The following is a 24,999-nucleotide window of genomic DNA, read 5'->3' on the forward strand; positions in this document are numbered from 1 at the left end:
AAGCGTTAGGAAGGGCCCCTTCCTATACACCAGGCGTTAATAAGGTGCCCTTCCTTACCGCTCAGGCGATGGTGCAGATGGGTGCGCCGGCGGTGATGACCGCGCCGACCTCCGCGCTGAGCCCGCTGACAGTGCCCGCCTTGTGGGCGTGCAACGGCTGCTCCATCTTCATCGCCTCCAGCACCACGACCAGGTCGCCCTCGGCCACCGTGTCACCGTCGGCGACCGCGATCTTGACGATGGTGCCCTGCATCGGCGAGGTGAGCGCGTCGCCGCCGACCGTCGCGCCGGCCTTGGCACCACCGCTACGCCGGGTCGGCTTGCGCGTGGCGGGCGCGGCTGCGGTCGTACCCCCGCCGAAGCCGGCGGGGAGGCTGACCTCGAGGCGCTTGCCGCCCACCTCGACCACGACGGTCTCGCGTTCGGCAGGTGCCTCGATGGCGCAGGCGGCCGCGACGAACGGCGGCACGGTGTTGTGGAACTCGGTCTCGATCCACCGGGTGTGCACGGTGAACGGTTCGGCGGTGAACGCCTCGTCGCGCACCACGAGCCGGTGGAACGGCAGCGCGGTGGCCATGCCGTCGAGCACCATCTCGTCGAGCGCGCGGCGGGCGCGCTCCAACGCCTCGGTGCGCGTCTCACCTGTGATGATCACCTTGGCCAGCAGCGAGTCGAAGTTGCCGCCGATCACGTCGCCGGCCGAGATGCCTGTGTCGACCCGCACGCCCGGGCCGGTCGGCAGGCGCAGCGCGGTGACCGTGCCCGGTGCGGGCAGGAAGTTGCGGCCCGGGTCCTCGCCGTTGATCCGGAACTCGATCGAGTGCCCGCGCGGCGTCGGGTCCTCGGTGATCCGCAGCTTCTCGCCGTCGGCGATCCGGAACTGCTCACGGACCAGGTCGATGCCGGCGGTCTCCTCGGTGACCGGGTGCTCGACCTGGAGCCGGGTGTTGACCTCCAGGAACGAGATCGTGCCGTCCACGCCGACCAGGTATTCCACGGTGCCGGCGCCGTGGTAGCCGGCCTCGCGGCAGATCGCCTTGGCGCTGTCGTGGATCTGCGCCCGCTGGGCGTCGGTGAGGAACGGCGCGGGCGCCTCCTCGACAAGCTTCTGGTGGCGTCGCTGCAACGAGCAGTCCCGGGTGCCCACCACGATGACGTTGCCGTGCTGGTCGGCGAGGACCTGCGCCTCGACGTGCCGCGGCTGGTCCAGGTAGCGCTCGACGAAGCACTCGCCACGGCCGAACGCCGCGACCGCCTCCCGGGTGGCCGACTCGAAGAGCTGGGGGATCTCCTCCATCGTGCGGGCCACCTTGAGCCCGCGCCCGCCGCCACCGAAAGCGGCCTTGATGGCGACCGGCAGGCCGTGGTCGACGGCGAACGCCATCACCTCGTCCGGGCTGGCCACCGGGTCGGGGGTGCCGGGGACCAGCGGAGCGCCGGCGCGCTGCGCGATGTGCCGGGCGGTCACCTTGTCGCCCAGGTCGCGGATCGCCTGCGGGGTGGGGCCGATCCAGGTCAGGCCGGCGTCGATGACCGCCTGGGCGAAGTCGGCGTTCTCGCTGAGAAAGCCATAACCCGGGTGTACGGCGTCGGCACCGGCCCGGGCGGCGACGTCGAGCAGCTTGTCGATGCGCAGGTACGTGTCCGTCGCGCTGTCGCCACCAAGGGCGTACGCCTCGTCCGCGAGGGTGGCGTGCAGGGCGTCGCGGTCGGAGTCCGCGTACACCGCGACACTGTCCAGACCGGCGTCACGGCAGGCGCGGACAACCCGGACGGCGATCTCGCCGCGGTTGGCAATGAGTACCTTGCGCACCTTTGTGACTCCTCCCGGCAGGTTACTGACCGGGAGTTTAGCGGTCACCCTGCCCACCCTAACGGTCGCTCAGTGTGGGATGCCGCACTGTGGTCACAACGCTCTAATCAAACTTGTCTATTACGCTTATCAGGTGTCTGCGACTCGGATGATGATCCTCGGGCTGGTGCGGTGGATGCAGCCCGTGCACGGCTACGACGTGCGCCGTGAGCTGCTGAGCTGGGGTGCCGACAAGTGGGCCAACGTGCAGCCCGGCTCGATCTACCACGCTCTGCGCAAGCTCACCGAGGAGGAGTTGCTGCGGGCCGTCGCGACCGAGCAGGTAGGTGCCCGTCCGGCCCGTACGACCTACGAGGTGACTGCCAAGGGCGAGGACGAGTTCGAGACGCTGCTGCGCAACCTGTGGTGGGGTCTCTCGGAGCCGCTCGACCCGTTCTCGGCGGCGTTCTCCTTCCTGCCCGCGATGCCGCGATCCGAGGCGGCGGCTGCCCTGCGCAACCGGGCCAACCTGCTGCGCGCCAACGCCGCCTCGATGCGCGCATCGCTCGAGTCGGACTGGATCCGCAACGCCAAGCCGGTGCATGTCAGTTGGATGATCGAACTTTGGTCCGAGCGCGCCGAGGCGGAGATGGCCTGGTGCGAGCGGATCGCGGAACGCGTCGAGTCCGGAGTGTCGTACCTGCCTGCTGAGCTAGAGAACGCGGATGGTTGGTCGGGTTGGAGAGACGGCGAAGAGCGGCCCGACCCACACGCGACATAATCAACGTTGACTAAGAGAGTTATATCTCGTTAGCCTGCTGGCGGGCACATCGGGGGAGTGCGCCGTCTGGCGTCGTCCCTCTCGACAGCCGGCAAGGCCGGCACGGACGACCAGGAGCAGAAATGATCGAGACCAGGGGGCTGCGGAAGTCGTTCCGCTCCCGCGCGGGTCGAGAGACGAAGACGGTGGACGCCGTACGCGGCGTCAACCTCGAAGTCGCCGAGGGCGAGATCTTCGGCTTTCTCGGCCCCAACGGCGCCGGCAAGACCACCACCCTGCGGATGCTCGCCACCCTCATCGAACCCGACGGCGGCGACGCCACAATCGCCGGCGCCGACCTGCGCAAAGCCCCCGCCGAGGTGCGCCGCAGGATCGGCTACGTCCCGCAGGGCGGCAGCACCTGGGACGAGTCCACCGCCCGCGAGGAGCTGGTGCTGCACGCGCGGATGTACGGCATCAGCAAGGCCGACGCGCAGCAGCGCGCCGCCCGCGCCCTGGCGGCCTTCCAACTGACCGAGTACGCCGACCGCAAGTGCAAGACCTACTCGGGTGGCCAGCGACGGCGGGTGGAGATCGCGCTCGGCATCATCCACGAGCCGAAGATCGTCTTCCTGGACGAGCCGACCACCGGCCTCGACCCGCAGAGCCGCGCGCACATGTGGGACGAGATCCGGCGACTGCGCAGCGACGGGATGACAGTCTTCATCACCACGCACTACCTCGACGAGGCCGACGCGCTCTGCGACCGCATCGCGATCATGGACCACGGCGAGGTCGTCGCCGAGGGCACCCCCGCCGAGCTCAAGCGGGAGATCTCCGGCGACGTGGTGCTTGTCGGCCTCGACCTGGCCGCCACCCCGCAGGCCGCACAGGCGCTCGACGGCGAGCCGTACGTCAACAAGCTGGAGACCGCAGACGAGGGCGGCCTGCGTCTCTATGTCGACGAGGGCGCCACCGCCATCCCGCAGGTGCTGCGCCGACTCGACCACGCCGGGTTGGAGCTGCGCTCGATCGAGCTGCACCGACCCAGCCTCGACGACGTCTTCCTCACCAAGACCGGCCGCTCGCTGCGCGAGTCCTGACCACCGGAGAGACGACTCATGAAATTCGCCCGTGACACGTGGCTGATCTTCCAGCGCCAGACCCAACTTCTGCTGCGCAACCCGGTCTGGGTCTTCGTCGGCGTCTTCCAGCCGGTCATGTACCTGCTGCTCTTCGCCCCGCTGCTCAAGCCGGCACTCAACGCGCCCACCCAGGCCGCCGCCTACAAGATCTTCGTACCCGGTCTGCTGGTGCTGCTGGCCATCTTCGGCGGCCTGTTCCAGGGCTTCGGCCTGATCGCCGAGCTGCGTGCCGGCGTCATCGAACGCTCCCGGGTCACCCCGATCAGCCGGCTCGCCCTGCTGCTCGGCCGCTCACTGCGCGACGTGGTGTCGCTCCTCGTGCAGGCGGTCATCATCACCCTGCTGGCGCTCCTGTTCGACCTGCGGGTGTTCATCGGTGACCTGCTGCTGGCGTACCTGATGCTCGCCCTGATCGCCCTCATGACCTCGGCCGTCTCGTACGGCGTCGCCCTCAAGGTCAAGAGCGAGGACGCGCTCGCCCCGCTGATGAACACCGTCGCACAGCCGGTGCTGCTGCTCTCCGGCATCCTGCTGCCGCTGACCTTCGCACCCGGTTGGCTGCAGGGCATCGCCGACTGGAACCCGTTCTCCTGGGCGGTCGACGGCACCCGCGCGCTGTTCGCCGGCGACCTGGGCAGCGACAAGGTCTGGCAGGGCCTGACCATCACCGCCGTACTCGCCGCACTTGGCGTCTTCTGGGCGGCCCGCCAGTTCGCCCGCAGCGTCCGCTGACGCTCAGGTCTTTCGGGGTGCCCTGTTTGTGGTTCGGGGCACCCCGAAAGCCGTGTGGTGGTGACGCTTCTCAGTGCACCCGGGCGAGGGTGAGGCCGTCCGCGATCGGCAGCATCACCGGGTCCACCCGTACGTCGGCGAGGACCTCGTCGTTGAAGGCGGCGATGGCTCTGTCGTTTTCGTCCTGCGGGGCGATCACCCTGCCGCCGCGCAGCACGTTGTCGACAGCGATCACACCGCCCGGCCGCATCCGGGGCACCAGCTCCGCCCAGTAGACCGGGTATCCCGTCTTGTCCGCGTCGATGAACGCGAAGTCCAGGTGACGTTCGTGCGGCAGCTCCCGCAGCCGGTCTCCAGCCGGGCCGATCCGCAGGTCGATCCGGTCCTGCACGCCGGCCCGAGCCCAGTAACGCCGCGCGATGCCGGTGAACTCCTCGGAGATGTCGAAGCAGGTCAACCGGCCACCCTCGGGCAACCCGCGGGCGATCGCCAGCGACGACAGCCCGGTGAACGTGCCGACCTCGACCGCCTGCCGTACGCCGAGCAGTCGGGTCAGGAAGGTCAGGAACGCGGCCTGCTCCGGCGCTACCTGCATTGTCGCGTGCTCCGGCAGCACCGACCGGGTCTCCTCGGCCAGGTCGCGGATGATCTCGTCTGGTGGGGCGCCGTGCGCGACCAGGTACGTGTGCAGCTCGTCGGTGAGCGGGATCGACTTGGTGGTCATGATCGGACGTTACCGATCGGCTCGACCGTCTGACCGCCCGGCGCGACCTTTGTCCACAAGTCGGTGATTTGTAGGCCCAACTCGGCGAGAAGGCGACGCAGCAGGGGCATCGACAGGCCGACAACCGTCCCCGGGTCACCCTCGATCCGCTCCACGAACGCCCCGCCCAACCCGTCAATGGTGAACGCGCCGGCCACCGCCAGCGGCTCCCCGCTGGCCACGTACGCGGTGATCTCGTCGTCGCTGATGTCCGCGAAGTGGACGGTCGTCGAGGCGACCGCCTCCGCGCGCCGCCCGGCCGCGACGTCGATCAGACAGTGGCCACTGTGCAGGACGCCGCTACGCCCCCGCATCCGCTGCCAGCGCCGGGTGGCGTCCGCCGGATCCGCCGGCTTGCCGAGGATCTCCCCGTCGAACGCGAGCACCGAGTCACATCCGATGACGAGCGTCCGCTGGTCGGCGCCGGGGCTCAGTCGGGTCAACACCGCCTGCGCCTTGAGGCGCGCCAACTCCAGGCACAGATCCTCAGCCCGATCGGTCACCACAAGCGACTCGTCCACCCCGCTGACCAGCACATCTGGCTCGATGCCAGCGGCCTGGAGGGACTTGCGTCGGGCAGGGCTCGCCGAAGCGAGCACGAGGCGGAGCGGCAAAGATTCAGACACCCGTCCGACGTTACCGCCTCCCGAGTCACCACCCCGCCCACCACCGCCGTTAGGCACCCCGCGCCCGATGATCAACTCCATTTCGCCGATATCGGGCTATCCCCAGGCCTCCGACACCCCCACATCGCCGACCTCGTGTCGATCACCGCTGTTCAGACCCGCCGATCGGCGTTGGTCCACTCGGGTTCAATGAAGTCGGGCTATCCGACAGCCCAGGACACCGCGACATCAAAGAACCCGAGTCGATCACCACATCAGCGACTGATCCGGGGCGGTGGATCGTCGCCACGACGCCGACGGCGCAGCACCAGCGCCCACCCGACACCAGCGGCCACGATCACGCCGAGAGTGGCCAGCCCACGTACGGTCGCCCCATCGTCGTCGCCCGGCCGAGCACCGGCCGTCGTGCTCGCGCCACCCCCGGCCGGAGCGCTCACCGACTCAAACCCCAACGGGGGTACGTCTGCCGTCAGGGCCGCCACGAGGTCGATAACCCCATACCCGTACTCGTCGTCCCGCCCAGGCGGACCCTTGTCGACGGCCGTGGCCGTGAGTCGGTGCGCCACCTCCTGCGCGGGCAGGTGGGGATACTTCGACCTGATCAACGCCGCCGCCCCCGCCACAATCGCCGTTGCGTCAGAGGTGCCGGTGCCTTTGCGGTACTTGCCGTCGATGCTCGTGCTGTAGATATCGACAGCCGGCGCAACCACGTCAACCTCAGGCCCGGTTGTTGAGATAGCAGAATGCATCCCATTGCGCCCAATGCCGCCGACTGCAATAACGGCATGCGCTGACGCGGGGTAGCCGACAACGGTATCCTGCGGTGCGTTGCCGACAGAAGCAACTAATACTACATCAGCCGCGAGTGCTGCTTCAATTGAGCGCTGCAACGTAATCCCCGCGCCGCCGGTTGATGAGATGCAAATTACGTTAGCCCCATGGCGTACTGCATAATCAATACTTGCGGCAAGATCATCGGGTTGGCCCTGCCCGTCGCCAGGCGTGTCGCGAATGGGAAGGATCTTCGCTTCGGGTGCTATGCCTAGGGCTCCCAGGTTTTCCCCTTGCCCATGAGCGGCTATCAGGCCAGCCATGCCAGTGCCGTGGCTGTTTAAGTCATCTTGTCCGTTTCCGTCGCCGCCGGAGATTACGTCAGTGCCGTCAAGAAGATTGTCACGGAGGTCGGGGTGGGGTTGGACGCCAGTGTCAGGAACAGCAACGGTTACTCCCGCCCCCCGGGTGATACGCTGCGCTTCGCCTACATTCAAATATGTCAGGTGCCATTGGTCGGCTCGAACGCGCTTGGTTGGGCCGGGGTCGCTACCCGGCTCGAGGGCGTGGATTCCAGACGGCGGTACTGCCGCAATAGTCAACGATAGGGCAGCAGTCAAAATCGTTAGACCTTGTTGCCTGACGCGCATCACCGATTGAAGCCGATGGCAGGGCCGGGATCCGGAGGGCCTGGCTCTTCAGTTGAGCGGACCACGGGGTCCACACCGCGGCCGACCGCCCAAGGGTGGTCCGGATCCCATGCGCGCCTATCGTCTTCGTGTTCTTGCATCAGGCGATCACGAGGAGCGCCTCGGCCCGTGTAGTTGTTGGAAACGGGAGCGCCGCCGATAGGTGGGAAATTCGATCCACCGACCACGCTCCGACCCGCGCCTGGGCGCGAGCCAGCGCCGCCCGTCGGTGCTGTCCCTGCCCCGCCGCCACCTATTACGCCGCCAATCGGATTGACTCTTCGGGTCGAATTTCCTCCGGCGGTAGGTTGACCAAGCCCAGGTGCGCCACCGATGATGCCGTTAGGTGGCATAAATCGTGCCTGAGGGGTCGATGGAATGTGAGAGGCGTCGTTGACCGGCTTGACGGACGGCCACCCTAGCGGCCCGGATTTCCCCGGAGGTGGAACTAGTGGCCGGGTCGTTGAGCCACTGGACAATGGGGTCGGCAGCAGCGCTTGGCTAGGAGTTGAGGCGTTTGGTTGAACTCCCTGGTGCGCGGCATTCGTGGGCGCGGTCGCAACGCCTGGGCTAGCGCCGCCCAGAATTGGCCCTACGCCAGTGACGGTCTGAACGGGGCTCGAGATTGTCGATGAGCCTGGCAGGGTTGGTTTGGCGTTGATGGGGGCAAGCGGAACCGGCACAATCGGTGGAATTATTGGCGCGATCCCGGAATCGTAAGCATCCGGGCTTGAGGGATCTCGCCTCGATCGAGGTGGCGGCATCGCGGGTGGTTTTTGGAGGGTGGCTTGGGCTTGTTGGAGTTCGCCGCTCAGGCCGAACATCATCGCCCGTGCCCGCACATTCAGCCGCTCCAGCTCCGCATCGGTCACCGGCGACTCGGTGGCCCGGTTACCCATGGCCGCCTTGGGGTCGGCGGCGATCTCCTCGAACGCCTGCTTCTGCTGGAGCTTGGCGGCGTACTCCTCGTGGACCTGGCGGAGCGCGGCGCGGGTGGTGCCGATGGCCTGGGTGGCGGCGGACAGCGCCGTGTAGTTCGCCGCTGCAGCGTCGTGGGTGTGCCGCACCTTGTCGATCAGGTCGTCGAGTTGGGCGAGGTACGCGCCGGAGGCGGCGCTGGTCGCGGGTGGCCAGGCTTCGGCGAGGCCGCGACGGTATTCCTGGAGGCGGCCGAGGTGGATCTGGGCGAGGTCGCAGACCTTGCGCCAGCCGGCGACCTGCTTCCAGTGGTTTGTGGTGTCGTGGTCCTGTAGGCACGCCCACATGCTGTTGACGTCCATCAGTTGCCAGTTGGTGTGGCCGGAGGTGCGGCCGCTGCCCCGTTCGATCACGGTAGGACCCCCGGCCTCTCGCTGTCGGGGCCGGTGGGGTCGTTGAGGGTTGGCGTCCGGCCGCCGCTCAGGACGGTGCCGGGGTCGGCGAGGGCCCGGTGGACGTCCGTCGCGCGGGCGGCGGAGAAGGCGTCGGTGTCGGCGTACTGGGTGGCGACCCGGTTGGCGACGGCGGCGAGGTGGCCTGTGGCGCCTCGGACGGCGTACACCATGTCGGTGGTGGCCTGCTGCGTCTCGTGGTGTGCGTGCAGGAAGGTGACCAGTTCGACGAAGGCGTCGCAGGGGTTTGGCACCTTCGCGGACATGTCGTCGGCGATGTACGACAGGTGGGGCGCGTAGTTGCGCTGGACCTCAGTGGCGAGCCGGTCGGCGAAGTCCTGAAGCTGTCGGATATCGGCCTCGATGCCGCCGTAGTCGCGTAGCCAGGGCGCTGGCCGGTCCTCCTCGGGGATCACGGATCCTCCCTACCGTCACGGCACCGTTTCCCTGAGTGAGGTTAACGGCTGAGCGCCCCTCTGGCAGCCCTGCCCGGCGGTCAGGTCAGCGGAGCAGGCCGGCGGTGCGCCACCCGCCGGGTCCGGCGGAGGACGTCGTGCCGGCCGGTCGGGCGCTGCGTGCCCAGGTGGACGCGGTCGCGCGGGTCGGGGCGGCGGCGGGGCGGGATCGGACGACGATCGCGCCGACCAGGGCGGCCAGTTCCTCGGCGGTCGGTACGCCGCGGACGATCCGGAACAGCGGCTGTTCGGCAGACATGCCGCCAGGGTACGCGGCCCGAAGTTATGGGAAGCGCACAGTGGCGTGCCGGCGGTGTGAGCGTCGGCGCGTCCGGGTACCGTCTCAGCGATGTCGAACGCGCTTCCCCAACTCGTCGCTGACCGATACCGGCTTCTGTCGCCGCTCGGTCAGGGCGGCATGGGCCGGGTGTGGAAGGCGCGCGACGAGGTGCTGCACCGGGACGTCGCGATCAAGGAGTTGGTGCCGCCGCCGGGCCTCACCGACGAGGAACGCCGCGAGATGCGGGAGCGTTCGCTGCGTGAGGCGCGGGCCATCGCCCGGCTCAACCACGTCAACGTGGTGCGCATTTTCGACGTGCTGCGCACGGACGGCGACCCGTGGATCGTCATGGAGTACGTGGCGTCGAAGTCGTTGCAGGACACTCTCGCCGAGGACGGTCCGGTCACGCCGGCGCGCGCGGTCGAGATCGGGCTCGGTGTGCTTGGTGCGCTCAACGCGGCCCACAAGGCGGGCGTCATGCACCGCGACGTCAAGCCCGGCAACGTGCTGCTCGGTGACGACGGCCGGGTGGTGTTGACCGATTTCGGTCTCGCCACCATTCCGGGCGACCCCAACGTCACCCGCACCGGAATGGTGCTCGGTTCACCTGCGTACATCTCCCCGGAGCGCGCCCGGGAGGGCACCGCCGGGCCGGAGGCCGACCTGTGGTCGTTGGGCGCGACGCTGTACGCGGCGGTGGAGGGCAAGTCGCCGTACGCGCGACCGTCGGCCATCGCCACGCTTGCCGCGCTGGCCACCGAACCGATGCCGCCGCCGAAGAACGCCGGCCCGCTCAAGCCGGTGCTGAACGGGTTGCTGCGCAAGGACCCGACCGAGCGGATCACCGCCGAGGTGGCGGAGCGGATGCTGCGCCGCGCCGGTGGCAGGCGGTCGCGCGGGATCTCACTGCTTGATGGCGTACGCCGGCCGGGGCCGAACGGTCCACGCGAGCCGCGCCCACCGCACGTGCCGGTGCCACGGCCCGCCGAGGACACCGCGGACAGGTCGGTTCCGCCGCCGGTCGCCGCCGCCACGTCCGTCGCCGCGACCCCCGCCGAGGCCGCGCCGACTGCGACCGTGTCGTCCGGTGCGGATGCCGAGCCGACCGCGCTGGTGCCGGCCGAGCCGACTGCGAAGATCGACGGCACGGCTACGTCCGACGCGGACCCGACCGCGAAGGTCGCGGCCGCGAGCGACAAGACCGGTGACGGTACGACGAAGGGCGACGACGAGCCGACGGCCGTCGACGGCGCGGGGGTGGCGCCGGAGCAGCGCAAGCCGCCGTCCACGCCGACGTCGGTCATGCCCTCGGCCAGCCCGGCGGGGCGGGCCACGGTGCCGCCGTCGACAGGTGCGAAGCCGAACAACACCCGACGCAACGTGCTGATCGGGGCCGTGGTGGCCCTCCTGCTGATCGGTCTCGCGGTGATCGTGCCGAGACTGGGCGGGGGCGACGACCCGGACACCCCGCAGGCCGGCCAGACCGGCGATGCCGCGACGACCGCTCCGGCGCCGACGTCCGCTCCCGCCGTACCCCCGCCGACCACCGGCGCGCCCAGTCCGACGGCGTCGGCCACGCCCTCGGCCGATCCGAACGCCCTGCCGGCGGGCTGGAAGCTACACAAGGGGCCGACCTTCTCCATCCCGCTCCCACCCGGCTGGAGCGGCCGTCAGACCAACTCGGACACGGTCGTCTTCAACCAGTCCGGCGGGCCCGGCAAGATGCTGGTCCAGTGGACCCCCAGCCCGAAGAAGGACGCGGTCGTCGACTGGAAGGGCCAGGAACCGTACCGTCGGAATCTGGTCAGCAACTACCAGTTGGTGGGCAGCATCAAGGCCTGCGACTGGTATCGGACCTGCGCCGACTGGGAGTGGTTGGAGACCCGGGACAACACCCGCATCCACGTGCGCAACCGGGGCTTCGTAACCGCCAGCAACCGGGGCTACGCCATCCGGTGGGAGATCGCGGAGAAGGACTGGCAGGCCAACCTCGCCAACTTCGACCAGATCGTCAAGGGCTTCAAGCCCGACCGGGTCAACTGACCCGCGTTCCGCACCTGCGCGAACCTCTCTCGCATGTTCTTGCGTCGTTCGGGGTATCTGATCTCCAACGACGGAGGGAGGTGCGACATGGGTTACCGATACAGGAACGCCCGGCCCCGGCTGGCACTGTGGATGCTCGTCGCACTCGGCGATGTGGCACTGCTGCTGATCAGCGTTGGGCTTCCGGTACTCGTCGCGCTGTTCGGCGTCGTCGCCATCGCCGTTGGTGCGGTGGGCGCCCGGCGGCTCAGCCGGCGGGACGCGGTCGTCCGCGAGGACGCTCCGGTGATGGTGCCGGCGATGAGCCGACGGCGGGCCTGACCCGTAACCGGTGGTGTGGCGGCAGCCGGACCGATTGTCGACCGTGAGGTGACCGTCGATCCCGCTGCCGCCAACGGCCCGATCAGGTGTTGTTGGCCAGCGCGATGAGGCGGCTCCGGTCGCCGTTCCAGTAGTTGCGGTCCACGTTGCCGCTGATCCCGGAGACGGCGCCGGTGCTCGTGTACTGCCAGAAGCTCCACACCGGTGCGCCGGCCGGCAGCGTTCCCGGCGCGCTCGCCCAGCGGGCCAGCCACAGTGGGTGGTTGGCCCACGGACCGCTCCAACTGCCTGTGCACTGGTTCCACCAGCTCGTGGTGGTGTAGATGACCGCGTACCGGCCGGTGCGGGAGCGGTAGGTGTTCAGGAAGTCCTGCACCCAGTTGCGCATCGCTGTCGTGCTGAGGCCGTAGCAGTAGCCGCCGCTGTACGGGTTGCCCTCGATGTCCAGCGCCGCCGGCAGGGTGCGGCTGTCCGCCGACCACGCGCCGCCGTTGGAGGCCAGGTAGTTGGCCTGGGTCGAGCCGGCGGAGATGTTCGGGCGGGCGAAGTGGTACGCCCCGCGGATCACCCCCGCGTTGTACGCGTTGACGTAGTTCGCGTTGAAGTTCGGGTCCTTGTAGCTGGTGCCCTCGGTCGCCTTGATGAAGGCGAACTGGATGCCGGCGTTGCGGACGCTTGTCCAGTTGATGGAGCCCTGGTAGCGGGACACGTCGATGCCGGGCGTGGTTGCCGCAGCCGCCGGTCCGGCGGTCGCGACCAGGGCCGCCGCCGCGGTGGCGAGGACGGTGAGGCTGGCCGCGAGCACGCGGCGCAGCGGTGATCTGGTACGGGCCATGAGTGCCTCCAAGGACGATCTATTGACGCCCATCATTGGAGCTTAGTGCCCTAGATCACAAGAGCTGCTGAAGAAAGTTTCATTGGCGGGTGCCATTCGTCCGGGTGGCCGGAGGTGGACGAGTCAGCGCAACGTGGCCGGATCGAGTGACCGTCGCCGTCCTGCTCGACAAGCAGGTACCAGGGGATTCGCGCGATGGCGTAGAGCTGCATCTTGACCAGCCGATCGGCAGCCGCGTTGCCCGGCGAGACGATCTCGCAGACCAGGAGACCGGTGCCTCGGCAGCGACACCGAACGCCGCCGGTAGGCTCGCGCCCCATGATGTCGATCGACGGACTGGGCGAGACGTGGGACACGCTGTTCGGCGCGCAGCCGGACCCGCCCCCGCTGCTGGTGCTGATCACCGCGGCCGTCGCGCTTGTGGTGGTGTCCACGCGGCTGCCGTGGCGGGTCGCCCGTAACGCCATCACCATCGCGCACGAGGGCGGGCACGCGCTTGTCGCCCTGCTCACCGGTCGCAAGCTGCGCGGCGTCAGGCTGCACTCGGACACGTCCGGACTGACGCTCTCCGCCGGTCGACCGTCGGGGCCGGGAATGATCCTCACGCTGCTCGCCGGCTATGTCGCCCCGCCGCTTGTCGGGTTGGCCGGCGCCTGGCTGCTCGGCGGCAACCGCATCACCCTGCTGCTCTGGGTAGCGGTGGTGCTGCTGCTCGCCATGCTGATCATGATCCGCAACGCGTTCGGCGTGGTGTCGCTGCTTGTCACCGGCGCGGTGGTGTTCGCCGTCTCGTGGTACGCGACGCCGCAGGTGCAGGCCGCGTTCGCGTACACCGGGGTGTGGTTCCTGTTGCTCGGCGGCCTGCGGCCGGTGGCGGAGCTGCAACGCCTGCGCTCCCGTGGCCGGATGCCCGCCTCCGACGCCGACCAGCTCGCCGGGCTGACGCCGTTCCCGGCGTTCTTCTGGGTGGTCGTCTTCGCCCTGGTCAACCTGGCCGCCCTGGTCACCGGCGCGCTCCTGCTGGCCGGCCCCATCCTCACCGACGCCGGCCTGACGCTCTGACCCCACCCTCTCCCCGGTTGAGCAGGGGGTTGTGGTGGGTTACGAAAGCCGCGATCCTTCCGCATTCGGGCACGATGCAGAATGAGGGCATGCGATACGTGATCATCGGGGCGGGCGCGGTCGGCGGGACCATCGGCGTACGGCTGGCGCAGGCCGACCGGGATGTGACACTTGTGGCCCGCGGCGCGCACCTGGACGCGATCCGGGAGCGTGGCCTGACGCTGCGGCAGCCAGACGGCGACGTGACCGCCCGGCTCGCCGCCATCGACGGCCCGGACGACCGGCCGCTGCCGGCCGACACGGTGCTGGTGCTCACGGTCAAGTCGCAGGACACCGAGGCCGCGCTGGCTACCTGGGTGGACGCGCCGGTCGCCGGCGGCGGCACGGCCGGCGAGAGGCTGCCGCTTGTCACCGCGCAGAACGGGGTGGCGAACGAGCGGACCGCCCTGCGGCTCTTCGCCGACGTGCACCCGGTCTGCGTCTGGCTGCCGGCCACCCACCTGGACCCGGGTGTGGTGGTGGCCAATGGACACCCGCACCCCGGGATGCTCCACATCGGTCGCTACCCGGGCGGCGCCGACGACACCGACCGGGCCGTCGCCGCCGACCTGACCGCCGCCGGTTTCGTCGCGCCGGTACGCGAGGACGTGCTGCGCTGGAAGTACGGCAAGCTGCTCAACAATCTCGGCAACGGCCTCCAGGCGTTGCTCGGGAAGGACATCCCGGACGCCCTGGCCGAGCGGGTACGCGTCGAGGGCGTCGCCGCGCTCGCCGCGGCACGCATCTCGCACACCTCCCCGGAGGAGGAGAGGGCCGAACGCGGCGACCTGGTGCAGCAGCGCCCGGTCGACGGCGCGAGCCGGTCCGGGGGCTCGACCTGGCAGAGCCTCGCCCGGGCCACCGGCTCCACCGAGGTCGACCACCTCAACGGGGAGGTCGCGCTGCTCGGCCGGCTGCACGGCGTACCGACGCCGGCCAACGTGGCGGTGCAGCGGGCGGTACGGCGGGCAGCCCGGCAGCGGATCCCGGCCGGTGAGTTCCCGCTCGCCGAGCTGGAGAAGATGATCGGCTGAACGGGGCAACCGACAGCCCGGCCCGGCGCGTGTTCCCTGCGACCGACACGGGGAGGTAGCGGGTGCCGGACGTCGACGGGTTCGACGAGTTCTACCGTGGGAGCCGGCAGCGGCTGCTCGGTTTCGTCTACGCGCTTACCGGCGATCGGGTCGAGGCGCAGGACGCCGTGCAGGAGGCGTACATCCGGGCCTGGCAGCGCTGGTCGACGGTCAGCCGATACGACGACCCCGAGGCGTGGGTGCGGGTGGTGGCCAGCCGGGTCGCGGTCAGCCGGTGGCGCAGCCTGCGCAGTCGCGCCCGCGCCTACCTGCGGCACGGTGCCGTCGAAGCCGTCCCCGGGCCGGGCACCGACACTGTCGAGGTGGTCGCCGCGCTGCGTCGACTGCCCGAGGAGCAACGCACCGCCATCGCCCTGTACTACTTGGTCGGCATGCCCGTCGCCGATGTGGCCCGGGAGACCGAGGCCCCGGTCGGCACGGTCAAGGCCCGACTCTCCCGGGGGCGCGCCGCGCTCGCCGGTCTGCTCGCCGTCTCTGACCTGGAGGAGGCAACCGATGCGTGAAGACCCGACGTTCGTCGAACGGGTCCACCGCGACCTGAGCGACATACGGTGGCCGGAGCCGCAGGAGATCCGGGCCCGGGCCCGGCGCCGCAGCCGGCGTACGGCTGCGCTGGCGGCGGTCGCGGTGCTCGTGGCGGTGACCGGCCCGGTGTACGCCCTCACGGAGCGAACGGCGCCTCCTCCCGAGACGGCTGTGCCGAAACCGGTCGGGACCATGGCCACAGCGGACATCCCGCAGGAGTCCCTGCTGACGCCGAGCGAGGTCCCCGTCGTCACCGGTGTGCAGCTGGGCGACGCCGGCCTCGGTGAGGTCGTGCGGTTGGACCCGGTCCTGCAACGGTGCGGCGACGACCGTGGCCTGCCGCAGGTGCGCGCGTACTCCCGCTACTCGCGGTCACAGACCCTGTTGTCGCCGACGACCGACGGCGGCCCGGTGCGAGCGGAGCTCAGCCAGGACGTCTACCGGCTCGATCCGGGGGCGAGCGGGCAGCTCTTCGCCCAGTTGAGGACCCTGCTGAACGTCTGCCGCGAGTGGCGTCACGTCGAACCCGACGTGACGGACGGCGAGACGACGCCGGCCGAGACCTCGCACGCCTGGGAGATGGCGGCGAGCGACTTCGCCGGCGACGAGTCGCTACTGGTGCGGCACGTGCCGCTCGTGCCACTCGGTCCGCCCCCGGGGAGGAAGCTCCGGACCACCGGTCGGGTCGACATGACCCTCGTGATCCGGGTCGGTGACCTGGTTACGGTGCTAGTGCCCGGCTCCGACCTGACCCTCACCGACACGGAATTCCAGGCGCTCGGGCGAGCGGCGGCGCAGCGGATGTGCGCCGCCGCCGTCCCATCCTGCTGACCGCGCGGTCAGAGGGGGATGTTGCCGTGCTTCTTCGGCGGGAGGGTCTCGCGCTTGGTGCGCAGGACGCGCAGCGCCCGGACGATCTGCGTGCGCGTCTCGTGCGGCGGGATCACCGCGTCGATGTACCCGCGCTCGGCGGCCACGTACGGGTTGGCAAGGGTGTCCTCGTACTCGGCGATCTTCTCGGCCCGGACCGCTGCCGGGTCCTCGGCGCCGGCCAGCTCCGAGCGGTACAGGATGTTCACCGCGCCCTGTGCGCCCATCACCGCGATCTGCGCGGTCGGCCAGGCGAAGTTCAGGTCCGCGCCGAGGTGCTTGGAGCCCATCACGTCGTACGCCCCGCCGTACGCCTTGCGGGTGATCACCGTGACCTTGGGGACGGTCGCCTCGGCGTACGCGTAGATGAGCTTCGCGCCCCGACGGATGATGCCGTCCCACTCCTGGCCGGTGCCGGGCAGGAAGCCGGGCACGTCCACGAAGGTCAGCACCGGGATGTTGAACGCGTCGCAGGTGCGGACGAACCGGGCGGCCTTCTCGGAGGCGGCGATGTCAAGGGTGCCGGCGAAGTGCATCGGCTGGTTGGCCACCACGCCCACGGGCCGCCCCTCGACGCGCCCGTAGCCGACCACGATGTTCTGCGCGTAGAGCGGCTGGACCTCCAGGAACTCCCCGTCGTCGAGGACGTGCTCGATCACCTTCTGGATGTCGTACGGCTGGTTGGCCGAGTCCGGGATCAGCGTGTCCAGTTCGCGGTCCTCGTCGCTGATCTCCAGCTCGGCGGGGGCCTCGAAGACCACAGGCTCGTCGAGGTTGTTCGACGGCAGGTACGACAGCAGTGCCTTGACGTAGTCGACAGCGTCCTCCTCGTCGGAGGCAAGGTAGTGCGCGTTGCCGCTGCGCGAGTTGTGGGTGCGCGCCCCGCCCAACTCCTCCATGCCGACGTCCTCGCCGGTCACCGTCTTGATCACGTCCGGGCCGGTGATGAACATGTGCGAGGTCTGGTCGACCATCACCGTGAAGTCGGTGACCGCGGGGGAGTAGACCGCACCGCCGGCGCAGGGCCCCATCACCAGCGAGATCTGCGGGATGACGCCGGAGGCCCGGACGTTGCGGAAGAAGATCTCACCGTAGAGGCCGAGCGAGACCACGCCCTCCTGGATGCGCGCCCCGCCGGAGTCGTTGATGCCGACCACCGGGCAGCCGATCTTCATGGCGAGGTCCATCACCTTGACGATCTTCTCGCCGAAGACTTCGCCGAGCGAGCCACCGAAGACAGTGAAGTCCTGCGCGAAGACGCACACCTGCCTGCCGTCGACAGTGCCGTAGCCGGTGACCACCCCGTCGCCGTACGGGCGGTTCTTCTCCAGCCCGAAGGCGGTGGACCGGTGCCGGGCCAGCTCGTCAAGCTCGACGAACGAGCCCTCGTCGAGCAGCATCTCGATCCGCTCGCGGGCGGTCTTCTTGCCGCGTGCGTGCTGCTTCTCGACCGCGCGAGCCGAACCGGCGTGCACCGCCTCGTCGACCCTGCGCTCCAGGTCCGCCAGCTTGCCCGCAGTGCTGTGGATGTTGGTCCCGGTCTCGGTAGTCACCCAGGGAATATAACGATGGTTAAGGCCTTTGCGGCTGTGCAGTACGCCTCACTGCCGGGTTCGCCACCGCCGTAGGCTGGCGGGATGCCGGGCTCCCCGTACACCGATCTGGACCGCCCACCGCTGTCGGCGGCCCGCCTGCGGCGCGCACTTGTCGCGCCGCACGGCCCGTGGGCCCGGCTGGAACTGCGCACCGAGACGGGCTCCACAAACGCCGACGTGGCCGAGGCGGCGGCGGCCGGCGAGCCGGAGGGTCTGGTCGTGGTCGCCGAGCGGCAGACCGCCGGGCGCGGCCGGCGCGGCCGGATCTGGCAGTCCCCGGCACGGGCCGGAATCGCCACAAGCGTGCTGCTGCGGCCCGGAGATGCCGTGCCGGAGCGTGGGTGGCCGGCGGTGCCCACCACTGGGTACGGGTGGCTGCCGCTGCTGGCCGGCGTCGCGCTTGTCGAGGCGGTGGCCCGGCTGGCCGAGCTGGAGGCCGTCCTGAAGTGGCCAAACGACCTGCTGATCAATGACGCGAAGTGCGCAGGGGTGCTGGCCGAGGCGGTGCCGGGGCGTTCACCGGCCCAGCCGCCGGCCATCGTGCTCGGCATCGGCCTCAACGTGACGCTGCGCGCCGACGAGCTGCCGGTGAACCCGACCGGGTTGCCGGCGACCTCGCTGCAACTGTCCGGCGCGGCGGCCACCGACCGGGACCCGCTGCTGCGGGCCCTGCTGCGCTCCCTCGCCGACTGGTACGACCGTTGGCGATCCGCTGGCGGGGACGCCGTGGGCAGCGGCCTGCGCGACGCCTACGTGGCGGCCTGCGCCACGGTCGGCCGCGAGGTGCGGGTCCTGCTCCCCAACGGCAACGAGGTGACCGGCACCGCAACAGGCGTAGACCCAGGAGGCCAACTCCTACTAACAACCACCACAGGCAACCACTCCATAGCCGCAGGCGACGTCCTCCACGTCCGCTAACCCGTCCCGTCCCACCCCCCACCCACCCCTTCCCCGCGATCTTGCAGTTTCTGCCCGGGCTAAACGGGTGAAAGCCGCAGAAGGGCGACCGAAACTGCAAGATCGTAAAGACTTGGGGTGGGCCGCGTGGCGGATGTTGTGGTGGGCCTTGGGGGGTTTACGGTCTGCGCGTCGAGATAAGGCGTTGGAGGTTTACCGTGGCGTTTCCCGAAGACGTGCTCACCGAGGACGAGCACGTCGTGCTGCACCTGCACCCGCACTGGAAGGCGTTGATCCGGCCGATCGCGGTGCTGGTGCTGGCCATCGCCGCGGTGGTGGTCGGTGTGCTCCTGCTGCCCCAGAGCGGTGGTGGGTCGATCGCGCTTGCCGTGATCGGTGCGATCGCGCTGGTCGCGGCGCTCTGGTTGGGGCTGTGGCCGTTCCTGGTTTGGCGCACCACGCACTACCTGTTCACCAACGAGCGGGTGCTGCTGCAACACGGTGTCTTTTCCCGCGACAGGCGGGACCTCCCGCTCACCCGGGTCAACGACCACTCCATGAAGCAGCGCTTCATCGAGCGCCTGGTCGGTTGCGGCACGCTCACCATCGAGTCCGCCGGTGAGCGCGGCCAGTCGGTGCTCGTCGACGTGCCGGGGGTCAGCCGGGTGCAGACCACCCTGTACGAGCTGATCGAGGCGCAACACGACAAGCACTCGCTTGGTGACGGCGAGATGCGCGACATCCTCGCCGACATGCGCGAGGGCAAGCCGCTGCGCGACCCCACCAGCTGATCCCGACAGCCCCGGCCATCGTGCCGGGGCGGATCGGTCAGTGGGTCAGTTCCGCACCGGGCCGGTCGGCGTCGGGCCGTTCGACCTGCGCCGGTGCGGCGTTGGGCCGATCGGTTTCGCGCGGACCGGCCTGTTCGGCTTCGGGCGGTCCGTCCTGTCCGGTTTCGGGCGGCCCGGCGGGTCCGGTTTCGAGCGGTCCGGCTTCGGGCCGCCGCTCGGCATCGGGGGATCCAGCTTCGAGCCGCCGTTCGGCATCGATCGGGCCGGCTTCGGGCCGCCGTTCGGCTTCGGGCCGCTCGGCCTCGGGCGTTGGCTCGACCGGGCGCAGGGCGAACCAGCCGCGGAAGCGGGTCCGCAGCACCTCCTGCTCCGGCCGGTTGTCGGGGCCGAGGCGGAGCATGGTGCCGGTGAGGCTGACGGTGCCGAGCCCTGGGCGGGCCGTCGACGGCCGGGCGCCCATCACGTCCACCCGGACGGCGAGGCGGTCCCCGGCGCGTACCGGGGCCAGCCACCGCAGCTCCTCCAGACCGGGGGAGGCGTCGGCCGCCGCGCGGGACAGCAGATGGTCGACGTACGCCCGCATGAACAGGCTGACCGTGTAGAAGCCGCTGGCGATCAGACCGCCGTGCCGGCTCGCCCCGGCCAGTTCCGGGTCGACGTGGTACCACTGCGGGTCGAAGCGACGGGCGAAGGCACGCATCTCGTCGCCGTCCACGGTCACCACACCGAGATCGACGGTGAGCCCCGGAACGAGGTCCTCGAAGAACAGTTCGGCGGGCGCCCCGGTGCCGGAGCGGGTGTGGGGAGTGGTCACCGGCGGGGCGCGCGGCGGGTGCCGGCGTGCAGTTCCGCCGCCAGGTCGGCGGGGAGGCCGGCGGTCATCGGTGTGGGCCGTCCCTGGGCGGGAGTGGTGCCGGTCGGGCCGGGTGCGGCCTCCGGGCGGTCACTGGACTGCGCCTCTTCCAGCTCGGAGACGGATTCGGCCAGCTCGGCGACCGGGTCCATCTCGGCCATCGTGTCCCACTCGTCGCGCGGGATGCTGTGCCAGGTGGATTCGGCCTTCTCCTCGGCCTCGGCCGGTGCGATGGGCTGGAAGACGAAGGTCCGGTATGACCAGAAGCGGAACAGCGTGGCCAGCAGGACGCCGACGGTCTTGGCCAGATTCAGCGCCAGCAGGCTGTTCATGCCGAGGCCGTACTTGGCGGCCGCCAGCACCCCCAGCTCGATGAACAGCCCCGTCGCGTTGAAAAGGAAGAACAGGACGTACTCCCGCCGAAGCGCCGATTTCGGGCGATCCCGGTACGTCCAATGACGATTCATCAGATACGACGTGATCGTCGCCACTATGGTCGCGATCACGGTCGCCTTCAGCTGACCGTCGGCAAAGACGGTAAGTGCGAGGGCATTGAACACCGCGTAATTGATGACGGTGTTGATGCCGCCGACGATCCCGAATTTGAGCGCCTCGTTGATGAACTTCTGCCAGCGCTCAGGCAGCAGACGGACAAGACGCATGCGAAACACCTTAGGGCAGTCGGTGAAGCCGGCGATCACCGGCCGGACGAGGTGGGCGGCAGGTCACGCCCCGTGGTCGCGGTCGTGCTCCGCCTGCGGAGCGCGACCGTGCTCCGCCTGCTGAACGGGCCGAGTTCCCGCTTCGACGAAGACGAACCGCCGGTAGGACCAGAATCGGAACAGCGTCCCGAGGCCCGTGCCGACCACGAAACTGGCGAGGTTGTCGGCCAGTTGTGTCTGGAAGACAGCGGGCCAGATGCTGCCGAGCCCGTAGCGGCTGATCGCGAGGCAAGCCACCGCGATGCCGAGGCCAACCGCGTTGAAGAAGAAGAACAGTGCGTACTCGCGGGCCGGGTTGCTGCGCTGGCGGTGCCGCCAGGTCCAGAACCGGTTGCCGACGAAGGCGAAGGTCGCCGCGATCACCGTGGAGATCGTCTTCGCGGTCACCTGCTCGACGCCACGCGCGGTCGTCAGGTAGTTGAACAGCGCGAAGTCGATGAGGAACGCGATCCCGCCGACCGTGGCGAACTTGCTCAGCTCGCGGATGAGGTGACCGAAACGGTCGAGCAGTCCACGGACCAGACCCGGGCGGGTCTGCCGGGGACCCGGTTGCTCCCCGGTCATCGTCGCGGCCACGGGGCGAGCCTACCGGCTGCGGACCAGTCGGAGGGGTAGCAACGCGAGCGGGCGTCGCCGCTCGATGCGGCCTGTCGCCGGGTGCGCGCCGTTGAACGCAGCGTAACCAATTCGCAGGACTGAGGCGGCCTGGAACGGGAATCCCCGAACCGGTCGGCGATGCGGGTTCACGGCTCGACCGCAACGCGCGTCGGCCGGGGTGCACGACAAGATTTGCGTGAAACTGCGCAGGAAAGCGGGTATCAGCTCGTGATACCGCAGCGAAGCCGTACCTTGTGCAGTTCTTCACAACCAGTCCCACTGACTCGGAAGGCTGCCCGGTTTACGCTGAGGCCAATCCCAGGTTTCCACGAAGGCGACGCATTCGGCGCCGCCGAGTCTCGTGCATCCCATAGATCGGTCAGCGTCGACCACAAGGAGATGTGTCATGGTTGCTCCGGCTGTTGTGCGGGGTATTGATCAGGCCCCGACGTCCCACCCGAAACTGCTCGCCTGGGTCCGTGAGGTCGCAGAACTGACCACCCCCGACCGGGTCGTCTGGGTGGACGGGTCCGACGAGGAATGGCTCCGCCTCACCGATGAGCTGGTCGAGGCCGGCACGCTGATCCGGCTGAACCCGGAGAAGAAGCCGAACTCCTTCTACGCGCGTACCGACCCGACTGACGTCGCCCGGGTCGAGGAGCGCACCTACATCTGTTCCGTCGACGAGGCGGACGCCGGCCCCACCAACAACTGGATGGCGCCGGCCGAGATGAAGCGGACGATGACCGATCTGTACCGCGGTTCGATGCGCGGTCGCACCATGTACGTCATCCCGTTCGTCATGGGTCCGGTCGAGGCCGAGAGCCCGATGTTCGGCGTCGAGATCACCGACAGCCCCTACGTGGTCGCGTCCATGCGCATCATGACCCGAATGGGCGCGAAGGTCCTCGAGGCCATGGGTGACGACGCGGGCTTCGTGCACGCGCTGCACTCGATCGGCGCCCCGCTCGCCCCGGGCCAGCAGGACGTGGCGTGGCCGTGCAACGAGACCAAGTACATCTCGCACTTCCCGGAGACCCGTGAGATCTGGTCGTACGGCTCCGGCTACGGCGGCAACTCGCTGCTGGGCAAGAAGTGCTACTCGCTGCGGATCGCCAGCGTGATGGGCCGCGACGAGGGCTGGCTCGCCGAGCACATGCTCATCCTCAAGATCACCTCGCCGGAGGGCAAGGTCTACCACATCGCCGGCGCGTTCCCGTCGGCCTGCGGTAAGACCAACCTGGCCATGGTGGAGCCGACCATCCCCGGTTGGAAGGTCGAGACCATCGGCGACGACATCGCCTGGATGCGGTTCGGTGCGGACGGCCGGCTCTACGCGGTCAACCCGGAGTACGGCCTGTTTGGCGTCGCGCCCGGCACCGACTGGAAGACCAACGCCAACGCCATGCGGACCCTCGACCGGGGCAACTCCGTCTTCACGAACGTCGGCCTCACCGACGACGGGGACGTCTGGTGGGAGGGCATGGGTGAGCCGCCGGCGCACCTGATCGACTGGAAGGGCAACGACTGGACGCCGGAGAGCGACAGCCTCTCCTCGCACGCCAACAGCCGGTTCTGCACCCCGATCACCCAGTGCCCGATCCTCGCCGACGAGTACTTCGACCCCAACGGCGTGCCCATCGACGCGATCCTCTTCGGTGGCCGCCGCAAGGACACCATCCCGCTGGTGACCGAGGCCCGCGACTGGGTGCACGGTGTCTACATGGGCGCCACGCTCTCCTCGGAGACCACTGCCGCCGCGTCCGGCGCGGTAGGCGTGGTCCGCCGGGACCCGATGGCGATGCTGCCGTTCATCGGCTACAACGCCGGGGACTACTTCCGGCACTGGATCGAGATGGGCAAGGGCGCCGACGGCGACGAGGCCAAGCTGCCGAAGATCTACTACGTCAACTGGTTCCGCAAGGACCCGGACGGCTCGTTCCTCTGGCCGGGCTTCGGGGAGAACTCCCGGGTGCTCAAGTGGGTCGTGGAGCGGATCGAAGGCACGGCCGACGCGGTGGAGACCCCCGTGGGTATGGTGCCGGCGCCCGACGCGCTCGACGTCGAGGGCCTGGACATGACGCCCGAGGACGTCCGGATCGCGCTCAAGGTCGACCCGGAGGAGTGGCGCAACGAGCTGCCGCTCATCACCGAGTGGTTCGAGAAGTTCGGTGACAAGCTGCCCGGCGTGCTCTGGGCCGAGTTGGACGCGCTGCGGGCCCGTCTGGACGCCGCGCAGCCACAGCGGTAGGTGTGAACATCGCCCGCCACGGGCATCATCAGATTCCATGAGGACGGCCGCCGAGACCGAGGTCCGGCGGCCGTCCGCCGTCCGGGTGCTCACCATCCTGCTGGCGACCACGGCGGCGGCCACCGTCGTGGTCGAGCTGCTCAACTGGTGGTACGCCCCGGAGCAGGGCTTTGGTCTGGCCGTACGCACCGGCTGGGCCATGTTGCGCTCGTTCGGGTTTCTGCTGCTGATCGGGCACGTGCGCCGGGGCCGGACGGTGGCCCGCCCGTTCGGGCTGATCCTCGCCGTCACCACGATCTTCGCTGTCGGGCGCCTGATCGTGCCCCGACAGGGGGTGCCTCCGCTGCCCGGGTTGCTCGGCTTCGCCGTACTCACCGCGCTCTGTGTGGCGGTGGTCTGGCTGCTCTACCGCTCGTCGGCACTGGCCGGGCACCTCGTGCGGTACCGGCCGCGGCTGGTCATCGACCGGGCCGGCATCTCCTGGCGGGAAATCCCCCCGCGCCGACCGGAGGCGAGCGGCTGGCTGTTGACCAGTCGGGTTGCGGCCTTCACCTACAGCCCACTGATGCTCGTACCGGCACTTGTGGCCGGAGGGTCCATCCTGGACGGTCGACTGAGCGCCGTCCCCGCCGTGCTCATCTGGTTCGGCGCGGGCATCTCGGCCAGCTACGCGGTGCTGTTCTGTACCGCCTTCCTGATGCGCGGCAAGCACTGGGCGCGCGGCCTGCTGGTCGTCGTCACGGTGGTAGTCCTCGCCGTGGACCTGCCGCTGTGCTGGTGGCTGCTCGGCGTGGACGGCCTGGTCCGTGACGGCGCCCCGCTGCTAGCTGCCGCCACGCTAACCCTCTACGGCCTCCGCCGAGCAGCCCGCGCCCCCCAACCACCCCCACCCTGACCCCACCCCCACCCTGACCCCACCCCACCCTGATCCCACCCCGCCCATCCCGCCCATCGCCCTCCTGCTCGCCGATCTTGCACTTTCTGCCTGGGCGAAAGCCGTGAAAGGTACGAATCGGCGACACAAAGTGCAAGATCGCGGGGGTGGGGGGTGGGGGTGGTGGGGTGGGGGAGGATTGAAGTGGCGGGGGTCACAGTGGGTGGTCGGGTGGGTGGACGGGAGG

The 24,999-nt window shown here is 69.5% G+C and carries 25 protein-coding genes; 13 read left to right on the plus strand and 12 right to left on the minus strand.

Annotated features, from left to right (window positions below):
• Positions 1-61: 61 nt before the first annotated feature.
• Positions 62-1,813, minus strand: coding sequence for an acetyl/propionyl/methylcrotonyl-CoA carboxylase subunit alpha (locus ACFY2Q_RS05325; protein ID WP_387127919.1), 1,752 nt, complete (start codon positions 1,811-1,813; stop codon positions 62-64).
• Positions 1,814-1,961: 148 nt separating this feature from the next.
• Between ACFY2Q_RS05325 and ACFY2Q_RS05330 the strand changes: the two genes are divergently transcribed.
• The 3 genes from ACFY2Q_RS05330 to ACFY2Q_RS05340 all read left to right on the plus strand — a co-directional run bounded on the left by ACFY2Q_RS05330 (position 1,962) and on the right by ACFY2Q_RS05340 (position 4,429).
• Positions 1,962-2,573 (plus strand): PadR family transcriptional regulator, encoded by a 612-nt coding sequence (locus ACFY2Q_RS05330; protein ID WP_387128461.1) that lies wholly within the window; start codon positions 1,962-1,964, stop codon positions 2,571-2,573.
• Between the two features lie 122 nt (positions 2,574-2,695).
• Entirely contained in the window at positions 2,696-3,655 is a 960-nt protein-coding gene (locus ACFY2Q_RS05335) for an ATP-binding cassette domain-containing protein (RefSeq protein WP_387127921.1), read from the plus strand.
• 18 nt (positions 3,656-3,673) lie between these two features.
• Complete coding sequence (locus tag ACFY2Q_RS05340) at positions 3,674-4,429, plus strand: ABC transporter permease (protein WP_387127923.1); 756 nt, start codon at positions 3,674-3,676, stop codon at positions 4,427-4,429.
• Between the two features lie 70 nt (positions 4,430-4,499).
• On the opposite strand, the gene ACFY2Q_RS05345 is transcribed toward ACFY2Q_RS05340, so the two are convergent.
• The 6 genes from ACFY2Q_RS05345 to ACFY2Q_RS05370 all read right to left on the minus strand — a co-directional run bounded on the left by ACFY2Q_RS05345 (position 4,500) and on the right by ACFY2Q_RS05370 (position 9,362).
• Positions 4,500-5,153, minus strand: coding sequence for an O-methyltransferase (locus tag ACFY2Q_RS05345; protein WP_387127925.1), 654 nt, complete (start codon positions 5,151-5,153; stop codon positions 4,500-4,502).
• Positions 5,150-5,818, minus strand: coding sequence for a Maf family protein (locus tag ACFY2Q_RS05350; protein WP_387127927.1), 669 nt, complete (start codon positions 5,816-5,818; stop codon positions 5,150-5,152). Before ACFY2Q_RS05350 ends, ACFY2Q_RS05345 begins: the two co-directional genes overlap by 4 nt.
• Before the next feature lie 254 nt (positions 5,819-6,072).
• On the minus strand, positions 6,073-7,239 hold the full coding sequence (locus tag ACFY2Q_RS05355) for a S8 family serine peptidase (RefSeq protein ID WP_387128462.1): 1,167 nt from the start codon (positions 7,237-7,239) through the stop codon (positions 6,073-6,075).
• Positions 7,239-8,609 carry a hypothetical protein gene (locus tag ACFY2Q_RS05360; protein WP_387127929.1) on the minus strand — a complete coding sequence of 457 codons (1,371 nt, stop codon included), beginning with the start codon at positions 8,607-8,609 and terminating at the stop codon, positions 7,239-7,241. The genes ACFY2Q_RS05355 and ACFY2Q_RS05360 overlap by 1 nt, the downstream gene beginning before the upstream one ends.
• Positions 8,606-9,064, minus strand: coding sequence for a hypothetical protein (locus tag ACFY2Q_RS05365; protein ID WP_387127931.1), 459 nt, complete (start codon positions 9,062-9,064; stop codon positions 8,606-8,608). The genes ACFY2Q_RS05360 and ACFY2Q_RS05365 overlap by 4 nt, the downstream gene beginning before the upstream one ends.
• Before the next feature lie 85 nt (positions 9,065-9,149).
• Positions 9,150-9,362: an acyl-CoA carboxylase subunit epsilon gene (locus tag ACFY2Q_RS05370; protein WP_387127933.1), complete on the minus strand. Its 213-nt coding sequence runs from the start codon at positions 9,360-9,362 to the stop codon at positions 9,150-9,152.
• 90 nt (positions 9,363-9,452) lie between these two features.
• Between ACFY2Q_RS05370 and ACFY2Q_RS05375 the strand changes: the two genes are divergently transcribed.
• Together ACFY2Q_RS05375 and ACFY2Q_RS05380 are read left to right on the plus strand one after the other, a co-directional pair.
• Positions 9,453-11,426: a protein kinase gene (locus tag ACFY2Q_RS05375; protein WP_387127935.1), complete on the plus strand. Its 1,974-nt coding sequence runs from the start codon at positions 9,453-9,455 to the stop codon at positions 11,424-11,426.
• A gap of 87 nt (positions 11,427-11,513) precedes the next feature.
• Positions 11,514-11,747: a hypothetical protein gene (locus ACFY2Q_RS05380; RefSeq protein ID WP_387127937.1), complete on the plus strand. Its 234-nt coding sequence runs from the start codon at positions 11,514-11,516 to the stop codon at positions 11,745-11,747.
• An 82-nt stretch (positions 11,748-11,829) separates the two neighbouring features.
• Here the strand turns inward: ACFY2Q_RS05380 and ACFY2Q_RS05385 are convergent, their stop codons facing one another.
• Entirely contained in the window at positions 11,830-12,582 is a 753-nt protein-coding gene (locus ACFY2Q_RS05385; protein WP_387127939.1) for a GH25 family lysozyme, read from the minus strand.
• Positions 12,583-12,900: 318 nt separating this feature from the next.
• On the opposite strand from ACFY2Q_RS05385, the gene ACFY2Q_RS05390 reads away from it, so the two are divergent.
• From ACFY2Q_RS05390 to ACFY2Q_RS05405, 4 genes are all read left to right on the plus strand, one after another.
• Positions 12,901-13,644 (plus strand): M50 family metallopeptidase, encoded by a 744-nt coding sequence (locus ACFY2Q_RS05390; RefSeq protein ID WP_387127941.1) that lies wholly within the window; start codon positions 12,901-12,903, stop codon positions 13,642-13,644.
• A gap of 89 nt (positions 13,645-13,733) precedes the next feature.
• Positions 13,734-14,717: a ketopantoate reductase family protein gene (locus ACFY2Q_RS05395; protein ID WP_387127943.1), complete on the plus strand. Its 984-nt coding sequence runs from the start codon at positions 13,734-13,736 to the stop codon at positions 14,715-14,717.
• A gap of 62 nt (positions 14,718-14,779) precedes the next feature.
• The gene (locus tag ACFY2Q_RS05400) at positions 14,780-15,280 is read left to right on the plus strand and encodes a sigma factor-like helix-turn-helix DNA-binding protein (protein WP_387127945.1); all 501 of its coding nucleotides are present in this window, start codon (positions 14,780-14,782) and stop codon (positions 15,278-15,280) included.
• Positions 15,273-16,133, plus strand: coding sequence for a hypothetical protein (locus ACFY2Q_RS05405; protein ID WP_387127947.1), 861 nt, complete (start codon positions 15,273-15,275; stop codon positions 16,131-16,133). Before ACFY2Q_RS05400 ends, ACFY2Q_RS05405 begins: the two co-directional genes overlap by 8 nt.
• A gap of 8 nt (positions 16,134-16,141) precedes the next feature.
• Here ACFY2Q_RS05405 and ACFY2Q_RS05410 read toward each other — a convergent pair whose 3' ends face one another.
• A complete protein-coding gene (locus tag ACFY2Q_RS05410; protein WP_387127949.1) occupies positions 16,142-17,725 on the minus strand; it encodes an acyl-CoA carboxylase subunit beta in 1,584 nt (527 codons plus the stop codon).
• Between the two features lie 84 nt (positions 17,726-17,809).
• Here ACFY2Q_RS05410 and ACFY2Q_RS05415 point away from each other — a divergent pair, with 84 nt between their 5' ends.
• A complete protein-coding gene (locus ACFY2Q_RS05415; protein WP_387127951.1) occupies positions 17,810-18,685 on the plus strand; it encodes a biotin--[acetyl-CoA-carboxylase] ligase in 876 nt (291 codons plus the stop codon).
• Positions 18,686-18,882: 197 nt separating this feature from the next.
• Positions 18,883-19,455, plus strand: coding sequence for a PH domain-containing protein (locus ACFY2Q_RS05420; protein ID WP_387127953.1), 573 nt, complete (start codon positions 18,883-18,885; stop codon positions 19,453-19,455).
• A 37-nt stretch (positions 19,456-19,492) separates the two neighbouring features.
• Here ACFY2Q_RS05420 and ACFY2Q_RS05425 read toward each other — a convergent pair whose 3' ends face one another.
• The 3 genes from ACFY2Q_RS05425 to ACFY2Q_RS05435 form a co-directional block, all read right to left on the minus strand.
• A complete protein-coding gene (locus ACFY2Q_RS05425) occupies positions 19,493-20,269 on the minus strand; it encodes a MaoC/PaaZ C-terminal domain-containing protein (protein WP_387127955.1) in 777 nt (258 codons plus the stop codon).
• Positions 20,266-20,970: a GtrA family protein gene (locus ACFY2Q_RS05430; RefSeq protein WP_387128463.1), complete on the minus strand. Its 705-nt coding sequence runs from the start codon at positions 20,968-20,970 to the stop codon at positions 20,266-20,268. The genes ACFY2Q_RS05425 and ACFY2Q_RS05430 overlap by 4 nt, the downstream gene beginning before the upstream one ends.
• A 63-nt stretch (positions 20,971-21,033) precedes the next feature.
• A complete protein-coding gene (locus ACFY2Q_RS05435) occupies positions 21,034-21,594 on the minus strand; it encodes a GtrA family protein (RefSeq protein ID WP_387128464.1) in 561 nt (186 codons plus the stop codon).
• A gap of 439 nt (positions 21,595-22,033) precedes the next feature.
• Between ACFY2Q_RS05435 and ACFY2Q_RS05440 the strand changes: the two genes are divergently transcribed.
• Positions 22,034-23,878: a phosphoenolpyruvate carboxykinase (GTP) gene (locus tag ACFY2Q_RS05440; protein ID WP_387127957.1), complete on the plus strand. Its 1,845-nt coding sequence runs from the start codon at positions 22,034-22,036 to the stop codon at positions 23,876-23,878.
• Positions 23,879-23,915: 37 nt separating this feature from the next.
• Positions 23,916-24,773, plus strand: coding sequence for a hypothetical protein (locus tag ACFY2Q_RS05445; RefSeq protein WP_387127959.1), 858 nt, complete (start codon positions 23,916-23,918; stop codon positions 24,771-24,773).
• Positions 24,774-24,999: the final 226 nt, after the last annotated feature.

It is taken from the genome of Micromonospora sp. NPDC000316 (assembly GCF_042898885.1).
Lineage (GTDB): Bacteria > Actinomycetota > Actinomycetes > Mycobacteriales > Micromonosporaceae > Micromonospora.

Coding starts and splice junctions, on each gene's coding strand:
- ACFY2Q_RS05355 (WP_387128462.1), bottom strand. CDS start 7,239: ATGCGCGTCAGGCAACAAGGTCTAACGATTTTGACTGCTGCCCTATCG.
- ACFY2Q_RS05405 (WP_387127947.1), top strand. CDS start 15,273: ATGCGTGAAGACCCGACGTTCGTCGAACGGGTCCACCGCGACCTGAGC.
- ACFY2Q_RS05370 (WP_387127933.1), bottom strand. CDS start 9,362: ATGTCTGCCGAACAGCCGCTGTTCCGGATCGTCCGCGGCGTACCGACC.
- ACFY2Q_RS05345 (WP_387127925.1), bottom strand. CDS start 5,153: ATGACCACCAAGTCGATCCCGCTCACCGACGAGCTGCACACGTACCTG.
- ACFY2Q_RS05445 (WP_387127959.1), top strand. CDS start 23,916: ATGAGGACGGCCGCCGAGACCGAGGTCCGGCGGCCGTCCGCCGTCCGG.
- ACFY2Q_RS05430 (WP_387128463.1), bottom strand. CDS start 20,970: ATGCGTCTTGTCCGTCTGCTGCCTGAGCGCTGGCAGAAGTTCATCAAC.
- ACFY2Q_RS05415 (WP_387127951.1), top strand. CDS start 17,810: ATGCCGGGCTCCCCGTACACCGATCTGGACCGCCCACCGCTGTCGGCG.
- ACFY2Q_RS05340 (WP_387127923.1), top strand. CDS start 3,674: ATGAAATTCGCCCGTGACACGTGGCTGATCTTCCAGCGCCAGACCCAA.
- ACFY2Q_RS05440 (WP_387127957.1), top strand. CDS start 22,034: ATGGTTGCTCCGGCTGTTGTGCGGGGTATTGATCAGGCCCCGACGTCC.
- ACFY2Q_RS05375 (WP_387127935.1), top strand. CDS start 9,453: ATGTCGAACGCGCTTCCCCAACTCGTCGCTGACCGATACCGGCTTCTG.
- ACFY2Q_RS05395 (WP_387127943.1), top strand. CDS start 13,734: ATGCGATACGTGATCATCGGGGCGGGCGCGGTCGGCGGGACCATCGGC.
- ACFY2Q_RS05335 (WP_387127921.1), top strand. CDS start 2,696: ATGATCGAGACCAGGGGGCTGCGGAAGTCGTTCCGCTCCCGCGCGGGT.
- ACFY2Q_RS05330 (WP_387128461.1), top strand. CDS start 1,962: ATGATGATCCTCGGGCTGGTGCGGTGGATGCAGCCCGTGCACGGCTAC.
- ACFY2Q_RS05385 (WP_387127939.1), bottom strand. CDS start 12,582: ATGGCCCGTACCAGATCACCGCTGCGCCGCGTGCTCGCGGCCAGCCTC.
- ACFY2Q_RS05380 (WP_387127937.1), top strand. CDS start 11,514: ATGGGTTACCGATACAGGAACGCCCGGCCCCGGCTGGCACTGTGGATG.
- ACFY2Q_RS05390 (WP_387127941.1), top strand. CDS start 12,901: ATGATGTCGATCGACGGACTGGGCGAGACGTGGGACACGCTGTTCGGC.
- ACFY2Q_RS05435 (WP_387128464.1), bottom strand. CDS start 21,594: ATGACCGGGGAGCAACCGGGTCCCCGGCAGACCCGCCCGGGTCTGGTC.